Annotated in this window: 23 protein-coding genes; 3 read left to right on the plus strand and 20 right to left on the minus strand. The window is 67.6% G+C overall.

From position 1 onward, the window contains the following. Nucleotides 1-3: 3 nt before the first annotated feature. The 11 genes from ACZLZY_RS03210 to infC all read right to left on the minus strand — a co-directional run bounded on the left by ACZLZY_RS03210 (nucleotide 4) and on the right by infC (nucleotide 9,456). The gene (locus ACZLZY_RS03210; protein ID WP_472932005.1) at nucleotides 4-1,029 is read right to left on the minus strand and encodes a glucokinase; all 1,026 of its coding nucleotides are present in this window, start codon (nucleotides 1,027-1,029) and stop codon (nucleotides 4-6) included. A gap of 109 nt (nucleotides 1,030-1,138) precedes the next feature. Further along, nucleotides 1,139-2,161, minus strand: a complete 1,023-nt coding sequence (mepA, locus tag ACZLZY_RS03215) for a penicillin-insensitive murein endopeptidase (RefSeq protein ID WP_472932006.1) — start codon at nucleotides 2,159-2,161, stop codon at nucleotides 1,139-1,141. Nucleotides 2,162-2,282: 121 nt separating this feature from the next. Continuing rightward, complete coding sequence (gene modA / locus ACZLZY_RS03220) at nucleotides 2,283-3,068, minus strand: molybdate ABC transporter substrate-binding protein (RefSeq protein WP_472932007.1); 786 nt, start codon at nucleotides 3,066-3,068, stop codon at nucleotides 2,283-2,285. Between the two features lie 136 nt (nucleotides 3,069-3,204). Continuing rightward, entirely contained in the window at nucleotides 3,205-5,631 is a 2,427-nt protein-coding gene (gene pheT, locus ACZLZY_RS03225) for a phenylalanine--tRNA ligase subunit beta (RefSeq protein ID WP_472932008.1), read from the minus strand. A 104-nt stretch (nucleotides 5,632-5,735) separates the two neighbouring features. Further along, entirely contained in the window at nucleotides 5,736-6,167 is a 432-nt protein-coding gene (locus tag ACZLZY_RS03230; protein ID WP_472932009.1) for a hypothetical protein, read from the minus strand. Beyond that, nucleotides 6,167-6,451, minus strand: coding sequence for a DUF2442 domain-containing protein (locus ACZLZY_RS03235; RefSeq protein ID WP_472932010.1), 285 nt, complete (start codon nucleotides 6,449-6,451; stop codon nucleotides 6,167-6,169). Before ACZLZY_RS03235 ends, ACZLZY_RS03230 begins: the two co-directional genes overlap by 1 nt. After that, nucleotides 6,432-6,668: a DUF4160 domain-containing protein gene (locus ACZLZY_RS03240; protein WP_472932011.1), complete on the minus strand. Its 237-nt coding sequence runs from the start codon at nucleotides 6,666-6,668 to the stop codon at nucleotides 6,432-6,434. Before ACZLZY_RS03240 ends, ACZLZY_RS03235 begins: the two co-directional genes overlap by 20 nt. A 1-nt stretch (nucleotide 6,669) precedes the next feature. Continuing rightward, nucleotides 6,670-7,752 (minus strand): phenylalanine--tRNA ligase subunit alpha, encoded by a 1,083-nt coding sequence (gene pheS, locus ACZLZY_RS03245; protein ID WP_472932012.1) that lies wholly within the window; start codon nucleotides 7,750-7,752, stop codon nucleotides 6,670-6,672. Nucleotides 7,753-7,987: 235 nt separating this feature from the next. Beyond that, nucleotides 7,988-8,404: a 50S ribosomal protein L20 gene (gene rplT, locus ACZLZY_RS03250; RefSeq protein WP_472932013.1), complete on the minus strand. Its 417-nt coding sequence runs from the start codon at nucleotides 8,402-8,404 to the stop codon at nucleotides 7,988-7,990. A gap of 36 nt (nucleotides 8,405-8,440) precedes the next feature. Beyond that, on the minus strand, nucleotides 8,441-8,641 hold the full coding sequence (gene rpmI / locus ACZLZY_RS03255) for a 50S ribosomal protein L35 (RefSeq protein WP_472932014.1): 201 nt from the start codon (nucleotides 8,639-8,641) through the stop codon (nucleotides 8,441-8,443). 275 nt (nucleotides 8,642-8,916) lie between these two features. Next, the gene (infC, locus tag ACZLZY_RS03260; protein ID WP_472932380.1) at nucleotides 8,917-9,456 is read right to left on the minus strand and encodes a translation initiation factor IF-3; all 540 of its coding nucleotides are present in this window, start codon (nucleotides 9,454-9,456) and stop codon (nucleotides 8,917-8,919) included. A 260-nt stretch (nucleotides 9,457-9,716) separates the two neighbouring features. Between infC and ACZLZY_RS03265 the strand changes: the two genes are divergently transcribed. Further along, nucleotides 9,717-10,520: an alpha/beta hydrolase gene (locus ACZLZY_RS03265; RefSeq protein WP_472932015.1), complete on the plus strand. Its 804-nt coding sequence runs from the start codon at nucleotides 9,717-9,719 to the stop codon at nucleotides 10,518-10,520. A 270-nt stretch (nucleotides 10,521-10,790) separates the two neighbouring features. Continuing rightward, entirely contained in the window at nucleotides 10,791-11,396 is a 606-nt protein-coding gene (locus ACZLZY_RS03270) for a transglutaminase-like cysteine peptidase (protein ID WP_472932016.1), read from the plus strand. Between the two features lie 29 nt (nucleotides 11,397-11,425). Here the strand turns inward: ACZLZY_RS03270 and yacG are convergent, their stop codons facing one another. From yacG to betB, 9 genes are all read right to left on the minus strand, one after another. Next, nucleotides 11,426-11,623 carry a DNA gyrase inhibitor YacG gene (yacG, locus tag ACZLZY_RS03275; RefSeq protein WP_472932017.1) on the minus strand — a complete coding sequence of 66 codons (198 nt, stop codon included), beginning with the start codon at nucleotides 11,621-11,623 and terminating at the stop codon, nucleotides 11,426-11,428. Then, nucleotides 11,620-12,261 (minus strand): Maf-like protein, encoded by a 642-nt coding sequence (locus ACZLZY_RS03280; protein WP_472932018.1) that lies wholly within the window; start codon nucleotides 12,259-12,261, stop codon nucleotides 11,620-11,622. Before ACZLZY_RS03280 ends, yacG begins: the two co-directional genes overlap by 4 nt. Before the next feature lie 21 nt (nucleotides 12,262-12,282). Then, the gene (gene infA, locus ACZLZY_RS03285; RefSeq protein WP_056509387.1) at nucleotides 12,283-12,501 is read right to left on the minus strand and encodes a translation initiation factor IF-1; all 219 of its coding nucleotides are present in this window, start codon (nucleotides 12,499-12,501) and stop codon (nucleotides 12,283-12,285) included. Nucleotides 12,502-12,701: 200 nt separating this feature from the next. Further along, nucleotides 12,702-13,991 (minus strand): UDP-N-acetylglucosamine 1-carboxyvinyltransferase, encoded by a 1,290-nt coding sequence (murA, locus tag ACZLZY_RS03290; protein ID WP_472932019.1) that lies wholly within the window; start codon nucleotides 13,989-13,991, stop codon nucleotides 12,702-12,704. 278 nt (nucleotides 13,992-14,269) lie between these two features. Further along, nucleotides 14,270-14,425 carry a hypothetical protein gene (locus ACZLZY_RS03295; protein ID WP_472932020.1) on the minus strand — a complete coding sequence of 52 codons (156 nt, stop codon included), beginning with the start codon at nucleotides 14,423-14,425 and terminating at the stop codon, nucleotides 14,270-14,272. Nucleotides 14,426-14,568: 143 nt separating this feature from the next. Continuing rightward, nucleotides 14,569-15,117: a fasciclin domain-containing protein gene (locus ACZLZY_RS03300; RefSeq protein WP_472932021.1), complete on the minus strand. Its 549-nt coding sequence runs from the start codon at nucleotides 15,115-15,117 to the stop codon at nucleotides 14,569-14,571. A 345-nt stretch (nucleotides 15,118-15,462) separates the two neighbouring features. Then, nucleotides 15,463-16,179 carry an anti-sigma factor gene (locus tag ACZLZY_RS03305; RefSeq protein ID WP_472932022.1) on the minus strand — a complete coding sequence of 239 codons (717 nt, stop codon included), beginning with the start codon at nucleotides 16,177-16,179 and terminating at the stop codon, nucleotides 15,463-15,465. Next, a complete protein-coding gene (locus tag ACZLZY_RS03310; protein WP_472932023.1) occupies nucleotides 16,176-16,727 on the minus strand; it encodes a sigma-70 family RNA polymerase sigma factor in 552 nt (183 codons plus the stop codon). Before ACZLZY_RS03310 ends, ACZLZY_RS03305 begins: the two co-directional genes overlap by 4 nt. A gap of 89 nt (nucleotides 16,728-16,816) precedes the next feature. After that, entirely contained in the window at nucleotides 16,817-18,280 is a 1,464-nt protein-coding gene (gene betB / locus ACZLZY_RS03315) for a betaine-aldehyde dehydrogenase (RefSeq protein WP_472932024.1), read from the minus strand. 177 nt (nucleotides 18,281-18,457) lie between these two features. On the opposite strand from betB, the gene ACZLZY_RS03320 reads away from it, so the two are divergent. Then, on the plus strand, nucleotides 18,458-18,811 hold the full coding sequence (locus tag ACZLZY_RS03320; protein WP_472932025.1) for a DUF427 domain-containing protein: 354 nt from the start codon (nucleotides 18,458-18,460) through the stop codon (nucleotides 18,809-18,811). Nucleotides 18,812-18,962: the final 151 nt, after the last annotated feature.

Raw genomic sequence — 18,962 nt, forward strand, 5'->3', positions numbered from 1 at the left:
GGGTCAGGCCGTCCAGCGGCGGCCTGTGGTCTCGATGCCGAAGAACCGCGGGGTCCGCGCGAAGGTCGCAAGACCCGACAGCGCCGCCAGCGGCTCGGTGATGATGTAGAGCGGGATCTCGCGCATCAGCGCTGAATGCGGCGCCTTGTCCTCGAAGGCCTGGCGCAGGCTTTCCTGCTTCAGGATCGGGATGATTCGCTGGAAGATGCCGCCACCGATGTAGACGCCGCCCCGCGCCATGAAGACCAGCGCGAGGTCTCCGGCGACGCGCCCGAGATAGGTGGCGAAGAGCTCGACCGCCTCGCCCGACTGGTCGTTGCGGCGGCTCGAGGCGGCCTCGGTGATCTCCGCCGGATCGGTATAGACCGGCGCCACGCCGTCGACCTTGCACAGCGCGTCGTAGATGTTGACGAGCCCGCGGCCGCACAGCACCTGTTCGGCCGAGACCCGGCCCTCGATGGTTTCGAGATGCGGCCAGATGGCGGTGTCGCGGTCGCTGCGCGGGCCGATGTCGATGTGGCCGCCTTCGCCGGCGACCGGGATCCACATCTTGCGGGCCCGCACGAGGCCAGCGACGCCAAGGCCGGTGCCGGGACCGACGACGACGCGGCTCGCGCCCTCGTGCGGCGTGCCGCCGCCGATCTTCTGGCGGGAACGCTCGGGCAAGGATGACACCGCCAGCGCCTGCGCCTCGAAGTCGTTGAGGACGATGATTTCATGCAGGCCGAGGGTCTGGAGCATGCCGCGCGGCCGGACGACCCAGGCGCAGTTGGTGAGCGCAATCTCGTTGCCGTCGATCGGCCCGGCCACCGCCAGCACCGCCGATTTCGGCTGCAGCGAAGTCTTGTCGAGCACGGTCGCCTGGATCGCGTCGTCGAGCGTCGCGAAGTCGGCGGTCTTCACCACCGGAAAGGTCTTCGGCTCGGCGAAGGCGTCCACCAGGAGCGCGAAGCGGGCATTGGTGCCGCCGATGTCGCCGATCAGGATCGGAAACTTCAGGGCCTGGCTGCTGTCGAGCGTCAGGGACATGGACCACCTGCCTTAAATCGATTGGTAAGCCCGCGGATTATCGCATTCACCGTCGAAAGCAAAGCCTGACCGGCAGGTCCTCCAAGCCAAAACCTGTCCGGTGCTCGGCCTATTGCAGCGGCCGGGACGAGGGGATCGGCACGCTCATTGGCGGCGTCCGGGCAAAGCCCGCGGCGGAAGCCGGCAAGGCGGTGGAGGCCGATGGCGTCAAGGCCGGGCGCGTCGTCCCGGCATAGGCGGTGCCGGCACCATCGGGGGCATTCAGGACGACGCGGCAGGCCTTGGGCATCGCCGACATCATCAGCGGCGCGCGGGGCTTTGGCGGCGGCGAGCCCGGCTTCGGCGGCTTCAAGGCGACATTGAACCAGTAGTCGAGATCGCCGCAGCCATCATTGCTCGACGGCCGGTCCTGCGCCTCGCAACCGGGCGAACCCGCCTGGCAGGTGAGGCGGACGTGGAAATGCTCATCATGCCCGTACATCGGCCGGACCTTGCTCAGCCAGGAGCGGTCGCCCCCGACGGTCTGGCAGAGCTTGCGCTTGACCCCGGGGTTGACGAAGATCCGCTCGATCTTCGGGTTCACCGCGGCCAGCTTCAGGATGTTCTCGTAGCTTTTGTTCCAGACGCGGTCGTCGACCTGGAACGTGCCTTTCCGCAGCACCGAGCGGAACGGAAAGTCCTCGCGTTCAGCGGCCGTCAGGCGCGGCGAGGGCATCGGCTGGAACCAGATGTCGGCGTCGAGGCCGATCTGGTGCGAGGCGTGTCCCGACGCCATGGGCCCGCCGCGCGGCTGCGAGATGTCGCCGACGAGAATGCCCGGCCAAATGCCCTTGGCGGCCGAGTCCTTGGAGAACTGTTCGAGGAAGGCGATCATCGCCGGATGGCCCCAGCGGCGGTTGCGCGAGAGGCGCATTTCCTGCCAGGTCGGACCGTCCACCGGCAGGGCCACGGCGCCGGCAATGCAGCCCTTGGAGTAGAAGCCAAGGCTCTCGGTCGGCATTGCCGCCGGCAATTGCGCCGCGCCGAACAGCTGCTTGGCCGGTACGGATTGCGCCGCGGCCGGAAGGCAGCCCAGCGCGAGCGCGGCAAGCGTCGCGATCCCAACGACCCGGTTCAGCGTTTTCCTGCTCATGCCCTGCACCCCGTCGGCGTCGCGCCGGCTCCCATCCCGCATGACGTGCACGCGGGGTGGGACCTTTTCGTGACCTTGGCGACACTGGCGCCGGAAAGCCTGCGCGAAGCTGGCGGGCGGTTCAGGGGAGGATGGGCGTCATTCCGCTTTTCTCGATCGCCGGGGCGGCGGTCTTGGAGGCGAGGAAGTCGATCAGTTCCTTGGCGGCCTCCGGCTCCTTCGACCCGACGACGAGGCCGGCGGAGAAGACCGTGACCTTCTGGACGTCGTCCGAAAGCACGCCGACGAAGTCCAAGCCCTCGATCGGCAGCAGTTCGGAGACCTGCTGGAAGCCGAGCTCGGCATCGCCGCGGGCGACCACCGTCCCAACGCGCTCGCTCTCGATCCGCTTCGCCTTGTCCTTGATCGCGTCCATCACGCCGAGCCGCGGAAACAGCTCTTCAGACAGGTAGGTCCCGCTGGCGCTGGCGGAGTAGGCGATCGACTTGGCGTCGAGCAGCGTCTTCTTCAGGGCGTCGGCCGAGGAGATGTCGGGCTTCGGCTCACCCTTGCGCACGGACACGCCGATCAGGGAGTTTGCGAGATCGACGCGGCTGCCGGGCACCACCTCTCCCGCCTCGATCAACTTGTCCATCGCACCGGACGCCATGATGACGACGTCGGCCGGCTCGCCGCGCTTCAGCCGGCTGGGGATGGAGTCGGAGGCGCCGCCTTGCGACGCGCCATAGGCGCTCTCGACGTCGTGCTGCGTGGTCTTCTCGAACGCCGGAAGGACTTCCTTATAGGCGGCGGTCAGCCCGCCGGAGGCCATCACGTGGATCTCGGCCGCCAGCGGCGAGACCGTCGAGAGAACAAGGGCGGCAAGGCCCGCGACGGCGGTCCCGGAAAGCCTGGAGATGTGAAGCATGCGATTCCTCCCAAATGCGTTCTGCCCCGACAGCGGCCGGGGCAGAAATGCACCTAGAAGGAGAATGCGACGAAAAGGCGCAGGAGATGGGTCGCATCGCCAGAGAGTTGTGGGCGCGCATTCGTCCTAAAGAGCGTCAGGTCCGCAGCACGCCGCCCGCGGCCTTCGCCACCTGCGCGACGATCTTCGCCGACACCGCCTCCAGCTCCTCGTCGGTCAGCGTGCGCTCCATCGGCCGCAGCGTCACCTCGACCGCGACCGACTTCTTGTCGTCGCCGAGCGCTGCACCGACGAAGATGTCGAACACCCGGACCTCCGACACCAGCTTGCGGTCGGCGCCCTCCACCGCGCGCAGGATCTTCTGCGTCTCGGTAGCAGCATCGACGACGAAGGCGAAGTCGCGTCGCACCGGCTGGAAGCTCGACAGGTTCAGCACCGGCTTGGTGCGGGTGGCCTTGCGCTTCGGCTCCGGGATCTCGCCGAGGAACACCTCGAAGCCGGCAAAGGCACCGGTGGCCCCCATGGTCTTCAGGGTCCGCGGGTGGAACTCGCCGAACTCGGCGAGCACGACCTTCGGGCCGAGCTTGATCCGGCCCGAGCGGCCGGGATGATACCAGGCGCTGGCGCCGGCCTCGATCTGTAGGTTGGCGACCGGCGCGCCGGCAGCCTCTAGCGCGGCGATCGCATCGGCCTTGGCGTCGTAGACGCCGACGGGCGCGGCATTGCCGCTCCAGAAGCGCCCGGCGCCGGCAAGGCCTGCCGTGCCGCGGCGGATGCCGCCGGCGACGCGCCGCTGCCCGTCCGGGAGGTCCGAGGCGTAGACGTGGCTGACCTCGAACAGCGCGACGTCGGGATTTCCGCGCGCGGCGTTGCGGCCGGCGGCGGCGATGAGGCTCGGCAGCAGCGAGGGGCGCATGTCCGAGAGGTCGGCCGAGATCGGGTTGGCCAGCCGCAGCGCGTCCGCCCCGCCGCCGAAGGCTTTCGCGTGGGCTTCCGGCACGAAGGAATAGGTCACCGCCTCGACCATGCCGCGGGCGGCGAGCGCCCGGCGCGCGGCCTTGTCGCGGATCTGCGGCGTCGTCAGGATGCGGCCGTTGACCGAGCCGAGGGGGGCGAGCGGCCGCGGCTCGATGAGGTCGACGCCCTTCATCCGCATCACCTCCTCGACGAGGTCGGCGCTGCCCTCGACGTCCGGCCGCCAGGTCGGCGGCACGACGGTCGCGCCGTCCGCATCGGCGCTGACCTCGAAGCCGAGGCGGGCGAGGAAGCCGGTCTGCTCCTCCGCCGACACGGCAAGGCCGGTCAGCCGCTCAACCTCGGTGAAGGCGAGGCGGATCGAGCGCCGATCGGGCGTTGTCTTGCCGGTGACGGCTACGTCCGACGCCGTGCCGCCGCAGATCTCCAGCACCAGCCGCGTCGCGAGTTCCAGCCCTGGCTCCATGAAGTCGGGGTCAACGCCGCGCTCGAAGCGGTAGCGGGCATCGGTGATGATGCCGAGCGCGCGGCCGGTGCGGGCGACGTTCAGCGGCTCCCACAGCGCCGATTCGATCAGCACGTCGGTGGTGGTCTCATCGCAGCCCGACGCCTCGCCGCCCATGATGCCGGCGATCGATTCGACGCCCCGATCATCGGCAATGACGCACATGCCGGGTGCGAGCGTGTGGGTGCGGCCGTCGAGGCCGAGGATGGTCTCTCCCTCGCGGGCGCTGCGCACCACGAGATCGCCCGAGACCTTGGCGGCATCGAAGACGTGCAGCGGGCGGCCGCAGTCTAAGGTGAGGTAGTTGGTGATGTCGACCAGCGCCGAGATCGGGCGCAGGCCGATCGCCAGCAGCCGCTTCTGCATCCAGTCCGGCGAGGGGCCGTTCTCGACGCCCGACACTTTGCGCAAGCCAAAGCCGCGGCAGAGCGAGGCGCCCTCGGCGAAGTCCAGGCGGACGGCGACGGGGCAGGGACCGTTGCCGGCGATCGGCTCGGTCGCCAGCGGCTTCAGCTTGCCGAGGCCGGCGGCGGCGAGATCGCGCGCGATGCCGTGAATGCCGGTGGCATCCGGCCGGTTCGGCGTCAGCCCGATCTCGACCACGGGATCGGCAAGATCGGCATAGTCGGCGAAGGCCGTGCCGACGGGGGCGTCCGCCGGAAGGTCGATGATGCCGTTGTGCTCGTCGGAGAGCAGCAGCTCGCGCTCCGAGCACATCATGCCGTTGGACACGACGCCGCGAATCTTGCCGACGCCGAGCGTCACGTCGAGACCGGGGACGTAGGTGCCGGGCAAGCCGAGCACGCCGATGAGCCCGGCGCGGGCGTTCGGCGCGCCGCAAACCACCTGCAGCGGCTGGCCGCCGTTCACCTCGGGCCCGGCGTCGACCATCAGCACCTGCAGCTTGTCGGCGTCGGGATGGCGCTCGGCGGAGAGCACCCGCGCGATGCGGAACGGGCGCATCGCCGCCTTGTCGTCGATGCCATCGACCTCGAGGCCGAGCGAGGTGAGCTTGTCGCAGAGCTCGGCGAGCGGCGCCTCGGTCTCGAGATGGTCCTTCAACCAGGAGAGCGTGAATTTCATGATGTCATCGACCTCAGGTCATCGGCCGGGCTTTCCCGCGGCAGAAAGGGTGTTGCGTGGGGGCCGGCGCACTGGCGCCCTCGCGGGCATGCCGGCGCCGGCCGTCAGAAGGGACCGCGCGGGGGATCGGCGGGCGGCAGCGGCGCGGTCGGCTGGACCGTCTGGATCGGCGTCCGCTCGGCCGCCTTCGTGAAGACGAAGCGGTAGACGAGAAGCGCCGACAGCGCGAAGCCGAAGACCGCGAGCAACGGCCCGATCGTCGTCGCGACATTGCCGATCATGACCGCTCCGACCAGGACCGGCAGTGCGAAGCCGACGAAGAAGGAAGCGAGCGCTGCCGGCGTCTGCGACATGTAGTGGTAGAAGACGGCGAAGATCACGCTGACCACCACGGCGACCGCGATGCCGCCGAAAGTGTCGACGAGCGCGAGGTAGTCGCCCGCGAACAGCCAGGCGAGAACGAGGAACACCAGCACGCCGATCACCGCGCCGCAGACGACGCCGATCGCTTCCAGGAAGATCAGTCGGATGGACATCAGGACCCCGCCGTATTGCGCGAGGGCGGAATTGCCCCCGGCGCCTTCTGGCCGCGCAGGATGCTGGCGACCGAAATGTCTTCGTCTAGCGCCGGCCAGTGCAGGCCCATGGGCGACAGCTCGATCAGGGACAGCGAGACGGCATCGGCCGAAAGAAGACGCGGATACCACCACAGCGGCGCGCTGAGCTCGCGACCGTCCTGCAGACGGACCCACAGTGATCCATCGCGGCAACCCGCCACGATCGGCTGCGTCGCTTCGACGTCAACGTCCAAAATGCTCATGCCAGACCTCCAGGAACTCTGCCTGCTTGTCTCGAACAACCTTCAGCACGTCGCCGAGGTCCCGGTCCGATAGACCGGCATTGGCAGCAAGACGGATATCCCGCAGCCAGATTTTCGCTTCGCGCCCATCCCGCACAACGTGGATGTTGGGCGGCTCCCAACCATCTACCGAGTAGAAGAAAAAACGATATCCCTTCCACCGCAGCAGCGGCGGCATGTTAGCTGCTCAAGCCACCGAAGAGCGTCGGCACGTCGAGCGGGCGGAAGCCGTAATGCTCGATCCAGCGCACGTCAGCGTCGAAGAAGTCGCGCAAGTCCGGCATGCCATATTTCAGCATGGCGATGCGGTCGATGCCCATGCCCCAGGCAAAACCCTGGTACTCCGCCGGGTCGAGCCCGACGCCGCGCAAGACATTCGGGTGCACCATGCCGCAGCCAAGGATTTCGAGCCAGTCCGTGCCCTCGCCGAAGCGGATCTCCGAGCCCGAGCGGTCGCACTGGATGTCGACCTCGAGGCTTGGCTCGGTGAACGGGAAGAAGGACGGGCGGAAGCGCATGTTGAGGCTCTCGACCTCGAAGAAGGTCTTGCAGAACTCGGTCAGCACCCACTTCATGTTGGCGACGTTGGCCGTCTTGTCGATGACGAGCCCCTCGACCTGGTGGAACATCGGCGTATGCGTCGCGTCCGAGTCCTGGCGGTAGGTCTTGCCGGGGATGACGATGCGGATCGGCGGCTTCTGCGCCTCCATGGTGCGGATCTGCACCGGCGAGGTGTGCGTTCGCAGCAGCTTCCTCTCGCCGTTCGCGTCCGGCTGGAGGAAGAACGTGTCGTGCATCTCGCGGGCGGGATGGCCGACGGGGAAGTTCAGCGCGGTGAAGTTGTAGTGGTCCGTCTCGATGTCCGGCCCCTCGGCGATCGAGAAGCCCATGTCGGCGAAGATCGCGGTGATCTCGTCGATCACCTGGCTGATCGGATGCAGCCGGCCGCGGGAAGCGGGCGTCGCGCGCACCGGCAACGTGACGTCGAGCGTCTCGGCGGCCAGGCGGGCTGATATCGCGACATCGGCCAGCGCCTCGCGGCGTTCCGCCAGCGCCACGGTCACGCGGTCGCGCAGGCCGTTGAGCTTCGGCCCCTCTTCGCGCCGCTCGTCCGGGCTCATCTTGCCGAGCCCCTTCAAGAGCTCGGAAATCTCGCCCTTCTTGCCGAGCGCGGCGACGCGGATCGCTTCCAGCGAGGCCTCGTCGGAGGCGCCGGCGATGTCGGTCGTCAGTTGCGCCTCGAGCGCGGCAAGATCGGTCACGGTCCACTCCATCCGGGTAGGTCGATTGGCCCAGAGCGTCGTCCGTCCGCTAGGACGCAAGACGCACTATCGGCCTTTGCCGGGGTTCTAACGTGCCGGGACGGCGAAGAAAAGCGCTCCCGCCATTCAGGCGATGCGCTGGCGCCCCTGCCACGAAAAAGGCCCGCGGGCGGATGCCGGCGGGCCTTTTGAAGGTCGGATGGAAAGTCTGCTGCCTCAGGCAGCTAGGCTGCCTTTAGGCGGCGCGGACTTCGCCGATCGCCCGCTCGTACGAGTTGGGGTTCTGTTCCTTCAGGTAGTCGAGCGCCGCCTTGGCCGAGGCGCAGAGCGCCGCGAAGGCTTCCGGCTCGTGGATCGCGAGGTCGGACATGACTTTCCGGTCGACTTCGATGCCGGTCTTGGTCAGGCCGTCGATGAAGCGGGCATAGGTCAGGCCATGCTCACGGACTGCCGCGTTGATGCGCTGGATCCAGAGGGCGCGGAAGTTGCGCTTCTTGGTGCGACGGTCGCGCGTCGCGTACTGCTTCGACCGGTCTACGGCGGCGAGCGCCGTGCGGATGGTGTTCTTCCGGCGGCCGCGGAAACCCTTGGCCTGCTCGAGAACCTTCTTGTGCTTGGCGTGCGAGGTGACGCCTCTTTTAACGCGTGCCATGATCTTGCTCCTTGATCTCTAACGCTGCCGGGCCGCTTAGCGGTTGTACGGCATGTAAATCTTGACGATCCGCTCGTCGGGCTTGGACAGAATCATCGTCCCGCTCGTGTTGCGCAGAAAGTCGTTGGAGCGTTTGATCATGCCATGGCGCTTGCCGGCAGGACCGGCCTTGACGCGGCCGTTGGCAGTGAAGCGGAAGCGCTTTTTCGCGGCCGCCTTGGTCTTCATCTTGGGCATTTTGCTCTCCTTGAGTGGAAGCGCGGCAGCGGTCACCGCTCGGGGAGCGGGGTCGCCAGCAATTCGAAGAATTTCGGATTGTCGCGCGGGGCATTTGGAGCGGCCACGGCATGCCCTGCCGGGTCGCTCGGTCGAAGACGGTCCCTATAGCGGACGGACCGGTGAAAAAGCAAGACCGGAAGCAGCTTTCGCCGTCCCGGTCCTGCTCTATTCTGCTGCTCCGCTTGCTGGCGAAGAAGTATCTATTGCCGGGACGCTCGCCCGGCCTCAGCTGGTCAGCCGCGCGGGGCGAGGACCATCATCATCTGGCGGCCTTCGAGCTTGGGCTCGGCTTCCACCTTGGCGATTTCAGCGGTCTCGTCGCGAACCCGGTTCAAAAGGACCATTCCGAGGTCCTGATGCGCCATTTCACGGCCACGGAAGCGCAGGGTCAGCTTGACCTTATCGCCTTCCTCGAAGAAGCGGCGGACCGCCTTCATCTTGGTCTCGTAGTCATGATCGTCGATGTTCGGACGCATCTTGATCTCCTTGACCTCGACCGTCTTCTGGCGCTTGCGCTGTTCGGCGGCCTTCTTCTGGCCTTCGTACTTCAGCTTGCCGAGGTCGAGGATCTTGCAGACCGGCGGATTGGCGGTCGGAACGATCTCGACCAGGTCGAGGCCAGCTTCTTCGGCGAGCGCCAGAGCTTCGGCCGTCGGCGTCGGGCCACGATTCTGGCCTTCAGCATCGATCAGCTGGACGAAGGGAATCCGGATGTCCTTGTTGGAACGCGGCCCTTCCTTCTGGACCGGCGGCGCACGAAATGGTCTGCGAATGGTCGTTGTCTCCTGGCTGTTGACGACACACGTTGACGATACACGGTGGCGGCGGATCGAGGGGCCGGCGGGTTGCCAGCCGGGCCCGCTCGGGCTCCGCTCACGCTGATGCTTTATCTCAGATGCCGGGCCTGATGCAGGTGTTTGATTCCACGCGTCACCCCGGTAGCTCCCCTGATATAGCACGGACGAACTGCATTTTCACCTCATCGTGTCAAGAAATGACGCGCCCCGCCTGAAACGGTCCGCAGGAAATCGCCATGAGCATCACGACCTATCCCGACGCCCCGCATTTCATCGCCGTCGGCGAGGGGGAGGCGCGCCGCGACATCGCCTGCTGCAGCTTTGCCGGCGAAGCGCCGGCGCTGCTCTGGCTCGGCGGCTATCGGTCCGACATGCGGGGCGGCAAGGCCGAGCGGCTGTCGGCGCTGGCGGCGGGCGCAGGGCTCGGCTTCTGCCGCTTCGACTATTCCGGCCACGGCGAGTCCGGCGGCAGCTTCCTCGACGGCACCATCTCGCGCTGGCTGGAGGAGGCGCAGGCGGTGCTCGCCGCCATGCCGGCGGGTCCGGTCATCCTCGTCGGGTCGTCGATGGGCTGCTGGATCGCGCTGCGCCTCGTCGCGGAGCTTCGCAAGGCGGGCGCCGGACAGCGGATCGCAGGCCTCTTGCTGCTCGCGCCGGCGCCCGACTTCACCCGCCGGCTCGTCGAGCCCGCTCTGTCGGACGCGCAGAAGGCCGATCTCCTGGCGAAAGGCCTCTGCACCGAGCCTTCCGCCTACTCACCCGAGCCGACGATCTACACCCGTGCCCTGCTCGAGGACGGCGCCCGGAACCTCGTGATGGACGATCTGATCGAGACCGGCTGCCCCGTCCACGTGATCCAAGGGATGATGGACCCGGACGTTCCCTTCAGCCATGCCCTCGACCTCGTCACGCTGCTGCCCTCCGAGGGCGTGGTGCTGACCCTTGTCCGCGACGGCGACCACCGGCTGTCACGCGAAGAAGACCTTCTGCGCATCGAGCAAGCCGCGCGCGATCTCATCTCCCAGGCGCGCGGCAGCTGACGGACTAAGGTTCCGGCCTCGAGATAGGGCTGACAGAATTGTCGCAGGCCTGTGACCGAAACGTCACAAGCCTGTTGTGAGCCGGGCGAAGTGCCTGTGCCATCGAGGCTTTTCGGTTCTTCCTACCACACACCCGCCTGCCGATGGCGTGTCATCGACCGTCTAAGCTTGCTTCAGCCGTGTCCCGGCTGGAACCGCCGCGTTGACTAGTTTTTGCGATGCACCCACCATCCCTTGGTCAGCAGATATTTCCGGTCTCGGAGGTCAGGCATGCAGGGAGCTCGCGCCATCGGCGCCGGGTTGGCGGTTGTCCTATGGGTTTTGACAGGGGTGGGCGCCGCGCGCGCCGACGCCATGACCGTCGGCCTTTCGACCACGGTGCCCATCGGGCATCATCTCTTCTGCCAGGAAAACCAGGGCGACTGTACGCGCCAGCCCGGGCCGCTCGCACCGCCGGTGGCACTGACCACCGGCCTTGCGGCCACCGTCGCCGCGATCAACACCGCCACCAATGCCGCGATCGAGCCGATGTCGGATGTCGAGCAGTACGGCGTCGAGGAGCGCTGGACCTATCCCGGCCGGCGCGGCGACTGCGAGGACTACGTCCTCTCAAAGCGCCGGGCCTTGCACGCCGCCGGCATCTCGCTCGACGACCTCCTGATCACCGTGGTGCGCAAGCGCAACGGCGAGGGGCACGCGGTGCTGACGCTGCGCACCACGGCGGGCGACTTCGTGCTCGACAACCTCGACTGGCGGGTCAAGCCCTGGCGGGACACGCCCTATACCTACGTCAAGCGGCAGAGCGCCCTCGATCCGCGCGACTGGCTGTCGATCGCCGACGGCCTCGACGTGGCGACCAGCGCGGTGCGGAAGTAACGGAGCGGATGTGAGAGGGGTTTGCGGCGCTACCGCTCGTCCTCGTCGGTCTCGGGGCTCGACAGCTCCTCGGCCGGGCCGGGGATGACGTAAGCGCCGGAAAGCCAGCGGTTGAGGTCGACCGCCTTGCAGCGCGGCGAGCAGAACGGAAACGTCGCCTGGCTCGATGCCTTCTTGCATTCCGGGCATTTTCCGCGCGGGCGCAGCGGGGTGACCGTCGCGGTCATGTCGCAGCCGGTGCGGCGCTGGAATCGCGCCAGCGCTGGTGGATGTCGAAACCTTCGCCGCCGATCAGCGCGATCGTCTCGTAGAGCGGCAGGCCGACGACATTGGTGTAGGAGCCGACGAGCCGCACGACGAAGCTGCCGGCGAGGCCCTGGATGGCGTAGCCGCCGGCCTTGCCGCGCCATTCGCCGGAGGCGAGGTAGCTGTCGATGTCGTCGCGCGACAGGCGCTTGAAGCGCACCCGCGTCTCGACCAAGCGCTGGCGCAGCTTCTCCGACGGGCCGATCAGGCATACGCCGGTGTGGACGCGGTGCGTGCGGCCCGAGAGGATGCGCAGGTTCGCCACCGCGTCGTCGATGAGCTCGGCCTTCGGCAGGATCTGCCGGCCGACGGAGACGACGGTGTCGGCCGAGAGCACCAGACGGTTCTCGCCCTCGCCGCGCTCCTTGAGGATGGCGAAGGCGGTCTCGGCCTTGGTCTTCGACAGCCGCTTGGCGAGCGAGCGCGGGTGCTCGGCGCGTTCCGGCGTCTCGTCGACGTCGGCCGGCAGCAGCCGCTCGGGCTCGATGCCCGCCTGCTGCAGAAGCTCCAGCCGCCGGGGCGAACCGGAGGCGAGCACGAGGTGGAGCTTCGTTGCCATCAGGCCGATACGTCCCGCCCGCTACTTGAAGCGGTAAGTGATGCGACCCTTGCTGAGGTCGTAGGGGGTCATCTCGACCAGCACCTTGTCACCGGTCAGCACGCGGATGCGGTTCTTGCGCATGCGGCCGGCGGTGTGCGCGATGATCTCGTGGTCGTTCTCGAGCTTGATGCGAAAGGTCGCATTCGGGAGGAGTTCGGTCACCAGACCCGGGAATTCGAGAACTTCTTCTTTCGCCATACGGACCTCAAACGGGAAAGGCGGCCGACGCTTTGGTCGGAGCCGCCAGGGACGGCCACGTCGCGACGTGGCCCTGAAGGAATGAATTGCGCCTTAAATCAGGCCTTTCGGCCGAAAAAGCAAGGCGGCGGGCGGCACGACGCCGTCCGCAAGGTAAAATCGCGCCAGCGCCGCCCCGGCAGAGGGACGGCGCGGACGGGTTAGCCGGAGATGCGCTCGACGTCGGCGCCGCAGGCAACGAGCTTCTCTTCCAGCCGCTCGAAGCCGCGGTCGAGATGGTAGACGCGGTTGACCGTGGTCTCGCCGTCGGCGACGAGGCCGGCGATGACCAGCGAGACCGATGCGCGCAGATCGGTCGCCATCACCTGGGCGCCAGCGAGCCGCGGCACGCCCTCGATCGTCGCGACCTGGCCCGACAGCGAAATCTTGGCGCCGAGGCGGGCCAGTTCCTGAACATGCATGAAACGATTCTCGAAGATCGTTTCGGTGATGTGCGAGACGCCGCTCGAGCGCGTCATCAGCGCCATGAACTGCGCCTGAAGGTCGGTTGGAAAGCCCGGGAAGGGGTCGGTGATGACGTCGACCGGCTGCACGCCGCCGCCATTGCGCACCACCCGCACGCCGTTCGGCACGTCGGTGATGACGGCGCCGGCCTGGCCGAGGGCGGTGAAGGCGTTCTGCAGGAGATGCGAGTTGGTGCCGTCGAGGATCACGTCGCCGCCGGCCATGGCGACCGCGATGGCGTAGGTGCCGGTCTCGATCCGGTCCGGCAGGACGCGGTGGCGGGCGCCCGACAGCGCGGTGACGCCGTCAATGGTGATGGTCGGCGTGCCGGCACCCGAGATCTTCGCGCCCATGGCGTTGAGGCAAGCGGCGAGATCGACCACTTCCGGCTCGCGCGCGGCGTTCTCGAGGACGGTCTGGCCCTTGGCGAGCGCTGCCGACATCATCATCACATGCGTCGCGCCGACCGAGACCTTCGGGAAGACGAAGCGGTTGCCGACGAGGCCGCCCTTGGCTTCGGCGACGATGTAGCCGTTCTCGATGTCGAGCGTTGCGCCGAGCGCGCGCAGGCCGTCGATGAAGAGGTCCACCGGCCGCGTGCCGATGGCGCAGCCGCCGGGCAGCGAGACCTTCGCCTTGTGCATCCGGGCCAGCAGCGGCCCGATCACCCAAAAACTCGCGCGCATCTTCGAGACCAGCTCGTAGGGCGCCACGGTGTCGACGATGGTGCGCGCGGTAAAGTGGATGGTCCGGCCGTTCGACGGCGTCTGGCTCATCCGCTTGCCGCTGACGGAATAGTCGACGCCGTGATTGCCGAGAATGCGGATCAGCTGCTCGACATCGGCGAGATGCGGCACGTTCTCCAGCGTCAGCGTGTCGTCGGTGAGCAGCGAGGCGATCATCAGCGGCAAAGCGGCGTTCTTGGCGCCGGAGATCGGGATCGTCCCGTTCAGCGTGTTGCCGCCCCTGATGCGAATACGGTCCATGTAAATACTGTCCAGCCTGGCACGAGCGGTAGAAGATTTCAGCGGCGCTACCAGCCAAACGCGCTGACAATGAGGCCCGAACGATCTGTCGTTGCAGCCGTGAGCGGCTGTTGCGGCGATGTCACGATCGGTGGACCGCTCTACACCAGCACCGTCCGACATTCAAATCCGCCGGACATCGCCGGCAAAAGACCGGCTTCAGGCAAATCCGCCGGACATCGCCGGCAAACGACCGGCGTCAGGCAAATCCGCTGGACATCACCGGCAACCGATCGGCGTCAGGGGCGGATCAGCGTGGTGATGCCGAAGATGACGAGGGCTGCCAGCGCCAGCCGCCAGAAGTCGATGCGCCGGCGGAGCAGCGGCAGGCCCAGCGGGCGGATCACCTGGACCAGCATCAGCAGGCAGATCAGAAGGGAGAAGAGCTTGGTCATCGGCCGCCTCTTCTAGCCGAGCCGCCCGCTGCCCGCCATGCGCTGCGGCATTATCTTCGCGACCTGACCAAAAAAGCCCGGCCGCCGTGCAGCGACCGGGCTCGTGCTTCACGCTGCCGGCGACGTCTCGCCGCGGTGCGCTCTTACTTCGGCATCAGGACGGAGCCGATGACGTGCACCACGCCGTTCTTCTGCTTGACGTCGGCGGTCTGAATGACCGAGCCGTTGCCCTTCTGGTCGATGACGATGAGCTTGCCCTTGCTCATCTTGACGGTCAGCGGGGCGCCCTCGACCGAGGTGAGGTGCATGCCGCCCTTCTTCTTGGCGCCGGCCATCAGTTCCTTGGCCGAATAATTGCCCGAGACCACGTGATAGGTCAGGATCTTGGTCAGCGTCGCCTTGTTCTCCGGCTTCACCAGCGTCTCGACGGTGCCGGCCGGCAGCTTGCCGAAAGCCTTGTCGGTCGGGGCGAAGACGGTGAACGGGCCCTTGGACGCCAGCGTGTCGACAAGGCCGGCGGCCTTCACGGCGGCGACGAGCGTCGACAGGTTCGGGGCGTTGGGCGCGTTCTCGGCGATCGTCATGGACGCGTACATCGGCGCGCCGCCGACCATCACCTGGGCGGAGACGGGGCTGGCCAGCGCGAGTGCTCCGGCGAGGATGGCGGCATAGGTCGAAAGGCTGCGGCTCATGTCAGGGCTCCCTGTTTCTCCCCGTTGTGGAGAGGTGCGGGATATACGAGTGCCCCCGAAGCAACGGATGCAGGCGGCCCGCTAATAAATTTGAAGGCGAGGCCAGTTCATTGCAAACGCGTCCTCTTTCACCGTCGCTAACAGCAAAAAGCACTTAAAAAACGCGGGCTTGCTTGCGCAGCGCATGTAACGGCGGCGGAATGTCGCAGCATCGTGTCCTCGGGCATGCTGGCGTCGACGCTGGTCGAGTGCCCGCACGCCCCCGGACGATGAGAGGCGCCAGGCCGCCGAACCCATCGTCCGGGGGCGTGCGATCGCCGTACGCCCGATCGGACGCACGGCACGCTAGATTTCCTTCAGCTCGCCCGTGGCGATGACCGGGCCGGTCGGCTGCCCGGTCGGCGAGCCGCCTGGCGGCTCCAGCGAGATCGCCAGCATCCCGCCCTTGGCGAGCTGTTCGCGGGTGATGTCGATGCGCAGCGGCGCGGTAGCGCTGAGAAGGCCGAGCGAGACCGGGTTCTCCTCCGGCGCGATCAGCCACAGTTGCTGCGCTTTCGCCGGATCGGTGTTGGCCGAGACCGGCACCAGCGTTGCGCTCAGTGCTCCTGGGTAGACCACCGCGGTATAGAGCGGCACACCGCCACCTTCGGCCGCGAGCGAAGCGGTGAGCGGCGGCAGCTGCGGCCGCGGCTGGACCACAACGAACAGCAGCGCGAGGCTGGCGGCCAGAAGGCCGAAAGAGCCGACGCCGAACCATTGCCAGAGATGCGACACGCGGCCGGCCGTTGCGGGCACAGCTGCCGGCGTCAGCGCAGCGCGGACGCGAGCGATGCGGGCGAGGTCGGTGTCGATCGCCTGCCAAAGGCCGGCGGGCGGCTCGACCGGCTCGATCGCGGTCAGCATCGGCGCGAGCCGCGTCTCCCAGTCCTCGACGGCGCGGGCGAACGCCGCGTCGCGGCGGACGCGCCGGGCGGCGCGGCTGCGGCCGGGACCATCCAGCACGCCCAGGGCGTATTCGGCGGCAAAGATGTCGTCGTCGACGAAGTCGGCAGCGTCGCTCATCGGTCGAGACACCCCTTGAGCTTGGCAAGGCCGCGGCGGATGAGGCTCTTCATCGTCCCGATCGGCGTATTGTCGCGCGTCGCCAGCTGCTCGTAGGTATGCCCGCCGTAGAAGGCGGACACGATGGCGCCGCGCGCCCGCTCGTCGAGGGTCTCGAGGCAGTCGACCAACTGCTGGTTGGCTTCGGTGCGCTCGAGCACGGCCAGCCCGTCAGGATCGGGCGCCGCGATATCCAGCGCCGCGTCGACCGGGCGGTCGCGCAGCCGGGGGCCGACGACCCGCAGGCGGTCGATGGCACGGTTGCGGGCGATGGTGGCCAGCCAGGTGATCGGGCTCGCCCGCGCGGCGTCGAAGCGATCGGCCTTGTTCCAGACCGTAAGATAGACTTCCTGCAACACGTCTTCCGCCTCTTCCCTGTCGGACAAGATACGCAGGCAGACGCCGAATAGCTTCGCGGAAGTTCTCTCATAGACATCACGCAAGGCGGAGCGGTCACCGTCGGCCACGGCCTGCAGCTTTTCCACCAGGAATTGACGCGCTTGGTCCACGCTCACGGTCTCATCAGCCAGTCTCGCATTGCGTGTCCTAACCACCAGCGGCGGCAGCGCTTGTCAATCGCCGCCGCCCTCTGCCCCGCTTAGTAAGGTGCCTCTGCCGATCCCATCTCGACATAGACGGACTTCAGCTGCGTGTAGTGTTCGATCGCCGCGCGGCCGTTCTCCCGGCCGAAGCCCGAGCGCTTCATGCCGCCGAACGGCATCTCGACCGGCGTCAGATTGTAGGCGTTGATCCAGCACGTCCCCGCCTGCAGCCTGGCGACCACGCGGTGGCCGCGGGCGATGTCGCGGGTGAAGACGCCGGCGGCAAGGCCCATCTCCGACGCGTTGGCGCGTTCGATCACCTCGGCCTCGTCGTCGAAGTCGAAGACGCACATCACCGGGCCGAAAATCTCCTCGCGGCCGATCCGCATGGTGTCGGTGACGTCGGTGAAGACCGTCGGCTCGACGAACAGGCCGTCGGCGAAGTTGGCGGGCCGTGCCGCCTTGCCGCCGAGCGCCAGCGTCGCGCCCTCCTCGGTGCCGAGCGCGAGATAGGACAGCACCCGGTCGTACTGCGCCCGCGAGACCAGCGGCCCCATGTCGGTCGCCTCGTCCATCGGATCGCCGAGCCTGATCTTTTCCGCGCGCGCCACGAGCTTTTCGACGAAGGCCGCGCGCACGCTGCGCTCGACGAAGACGCGCGTGCCGTTCGAGCAGATCTGGCCGGTCGAGTAGAAATTGCCGAGGATGGCGCCGGAGACGGCGGCGTCGAGGTCGGCATCGGCGAAGACGATGATTGGCGACTTGCCGCCGAGTTCGAGCGTCACCGGCTTGGTCTGCGCGGCGGCCGCCTGCATCACCCGCGCGCCGGTGGCGATCGAGCCGGTGACCGAGACCTTGGAGACCTTGGGATGGCCGACCAGCGCCGCGCCGACGTCGCCGGCGCCCTGGACGACGTTGTAGACGCCTTTCGGAACGCCCGCCTCGATCAGGATCTCGGCAAGCTTTAGCGCCGACAGCGGCGTCACCTCCGAGGGCTTGAAGATCATCGCATTGCCGCAGGCCAATGCCGGCGCGGCCTTCCAGCAGGCGATCTGGATCGGGTAGTTCCAGGCGCCGATGCCGACGCAGATGCCGAGCGGCTCGCGCCGGGTATAGGCGAAGGAGCCGCCGAGATCGATGTATTCGCCTTTGATGTCGGCGGCGAGCGCGCCGAAATATTCGAGGCAGTCGGCACCCGAGGCCGCGTCCGCCACCAGCGTCTCGGCGAGCGCCTTGCCGGTGTCGAGGGTTTCCAGCTCCGAGAGTTCGCGGTTGCGCGCGCGGATGATCTCGGCGGCGCGGCGCAGGATCCGGCCGCGCTCGGCGCCGGTCTTGGCCGCCCATTCCGCCTGGCCGAGGGCGGCCGAGGCGACCGCCTTCTCCACCGTCTCCGTCGTCGCGGCATGCAGCCGCGCGATGGCTTCGCCGGTCGCGGGGTAGAGGCTTTCGAATACCGCACCGGCGGGATCCTCGACATAGGCGCCGTGGATGAAGTGGGTGGCTGTCGGCTGGGCGCGCATGGCGATCTCTCCTGACCTGAAGACGTCGAGCCCCTTCTAGAACATCGCGGCGGATCGGCTAGCGGTTTTGCGACAGCCTCGGGCGGGGCAGGGCTGGGCGGGACCGGGGCGGGAGGGCGGCGGAACCGTGCCGTCCGGCCGCGGTTCTGAAGAATGAGACCTTCAAAGGAGCACGCCATGACCCCCGGTCAGGACCCATACATCACCATCGAGCGCGAGACGCGGCCGGTGACCGTCCACTTCAACGGCAACATCCTCGCCTCGACCAAGGAGGCACTGATGCTGCGCGAGGGCGGACACGAGCCGGTCTATTACATCCCGAAAGAGCATGTCGCGATGGAGTTCCTGCTGCCGACCGACCGGCACACAACCTGTCCGCACAAGGGAGAGGCGCAGTACTGGACGATTTCCGCTGGCGGCCACGCCGCCGAGAACGCCGTCTGGGGCTATGCCGCGCCGAAGGCGGGCGTGACCGAGATCGCCGATCACGTCGCCTTCTATCCCGACAAGGTCGTCATCGAAGTCGGCTGAACGGGCGGAGCGCATTCCCGCCGCCCTTTGCCAGCGGGGCTTGGGGGCCTGCTTCGATGGGCCCGACGAGGCGATGCCAGCCTGCCGGACTATCCTTCTGGCAGCGCTTCCGGCCTCAACCGGCCACATCCTGTGATCACGAAATCCGGAA

Source organism: Mesocryomonas lacus, from assembly GCF_055730135.2.

Coding starts and splice junctions, on each gene's coding strand:
- ACZLZY_RS03230 (WP_472932009.1), bottom strand. CDS start 6,167: ATGTCCATCCGACTGATCTTCCTGGAAGCGATCGGCGTCGTCTGCGGC.
- ACZLZY_RS03280 (WP_472932018.1), bottom strand. CDS start 12,261: ATGGCAACGAAGCTCCACCTCGTGCTCGCCTCCGGTTCGCCCCGGCGG.
- modA (WP_472932007.1), bottom strand. CDS start 3,068: ATGCTTCACATCTCCAGGCTTTCCGGGACCGCCGTCGCGGGCCTTGCC.
- rpmI (WP_472932014.1), bottom strand. CDS start 8,641: ATGCCCAAGATGAAGACCAAGGCGGCCGCGAAAAAGCGCTTCCGCTTC.
- ACZLZY_RS03240 (WP_472932011.1), bottom strand. CDS start 6,668: ATGCCGCCGCTGCTGCGGTGGAAGGGATATCGTTTTTTCTTCTACTCG.
- betB (WP_472932024.1), bottom strand. CDS start 18,280: ATGCGCGCCCAGCCGACAGCCACCCACTTCATCCACGGCGCCTATGTC.
- mepA (WP_472932006.1), bottom strand. CDS start 2,161: ATGAGCAGGAAAACGCTGAACCGGGTCGTTGGGATCGCGACGCTTGCC.
- ACZLZY_RS03320 (WP_472932025.1), top strand. CDS start 18,458: ATGACCCCCGGTCAGGACCCATACATCACCATCGAGCGCGAGACGCGG.
- ACZLZY_RS03300 (WP_472932021.1), bottom strand. CDS start 15,117: ATGAGCCGCAGCCTTTCGACCTATGCCGCCATCCTCGCCGGAGCACTC.
- ACZLZY_RS03305 (WP_472932022.1), bottom strand. CDS start 16,179: ATGAGCGACGCTGCCGACTTCGTCGACGACGACATCTTTGCCGCCGAA.
- pheT (WP_472932008.1), bottom strand. CDS start 5,631: ATGAAATTCACGCTCTCCTGGTTGAAGGACCATCTCGAGACCGAGGCG.
- yacG (WP_472932017.1), bottom strand. CDS start 11,623: ATGACCGCGACGGTCACCCCGCTGCGCCCGCGCGGAAAATGCCCGGAA.
- ACZLZY_RS03295 (WP_472932020.1), bottom strand. CDS start 14,425: ATGACCAAGCTCTTCTCCCTTCTGATCTGCCTGCTGATGCTGGTCCAG.
- ACZLZY_RS03270 (WP_472932016.1), top strand. CDS start 10,791: ATGCAGGGAGCTCGCGCCATCGGCGCCGGGTTGGCGGTTGTCCTATGG.
- ACZLZY_RS03210 (WP_472932005.1), bottom strand. CDS start 1,029: ATGTCCCTGACGCTCGACAGCAGCCAGGCCCTGAAGTTTCCGATCCTG.
- murA (WP_472932019.1), bottom strand. CDS start 13,991: ATGGACCGTATTCGCATCAGGGGCGGCAACACGCTGAACGGGACGATC.
- infA (WP_056509387.1), bottom strand. CDS start 12,501: ATGGCGAAAGAAGAAGTTCTCGAATTCCCGGGTCTGGTGACCGAACTC.
- rplT (WP_472932013.1), bottom strand. CDS start 8,404: ATGGCACGCGTTAAAAGAGGCGTCACCTCGCACGCCAAGCACAAGAAG.
- ACZLZY_RS03235 (WP_472932010.1), bottom strand. CDS start 6,451: ATGAGCATTTTGGACGTTGACGTCGAAGCGACGCAGCCGATCGTGGCG.
- ACZLZY_RS03265 (WP_472932015.1), top strand. CDS start 9,717: ATGAGCATCACGACCTATCCCGACGCCCCGCATTTCATCGCCGTCGGC.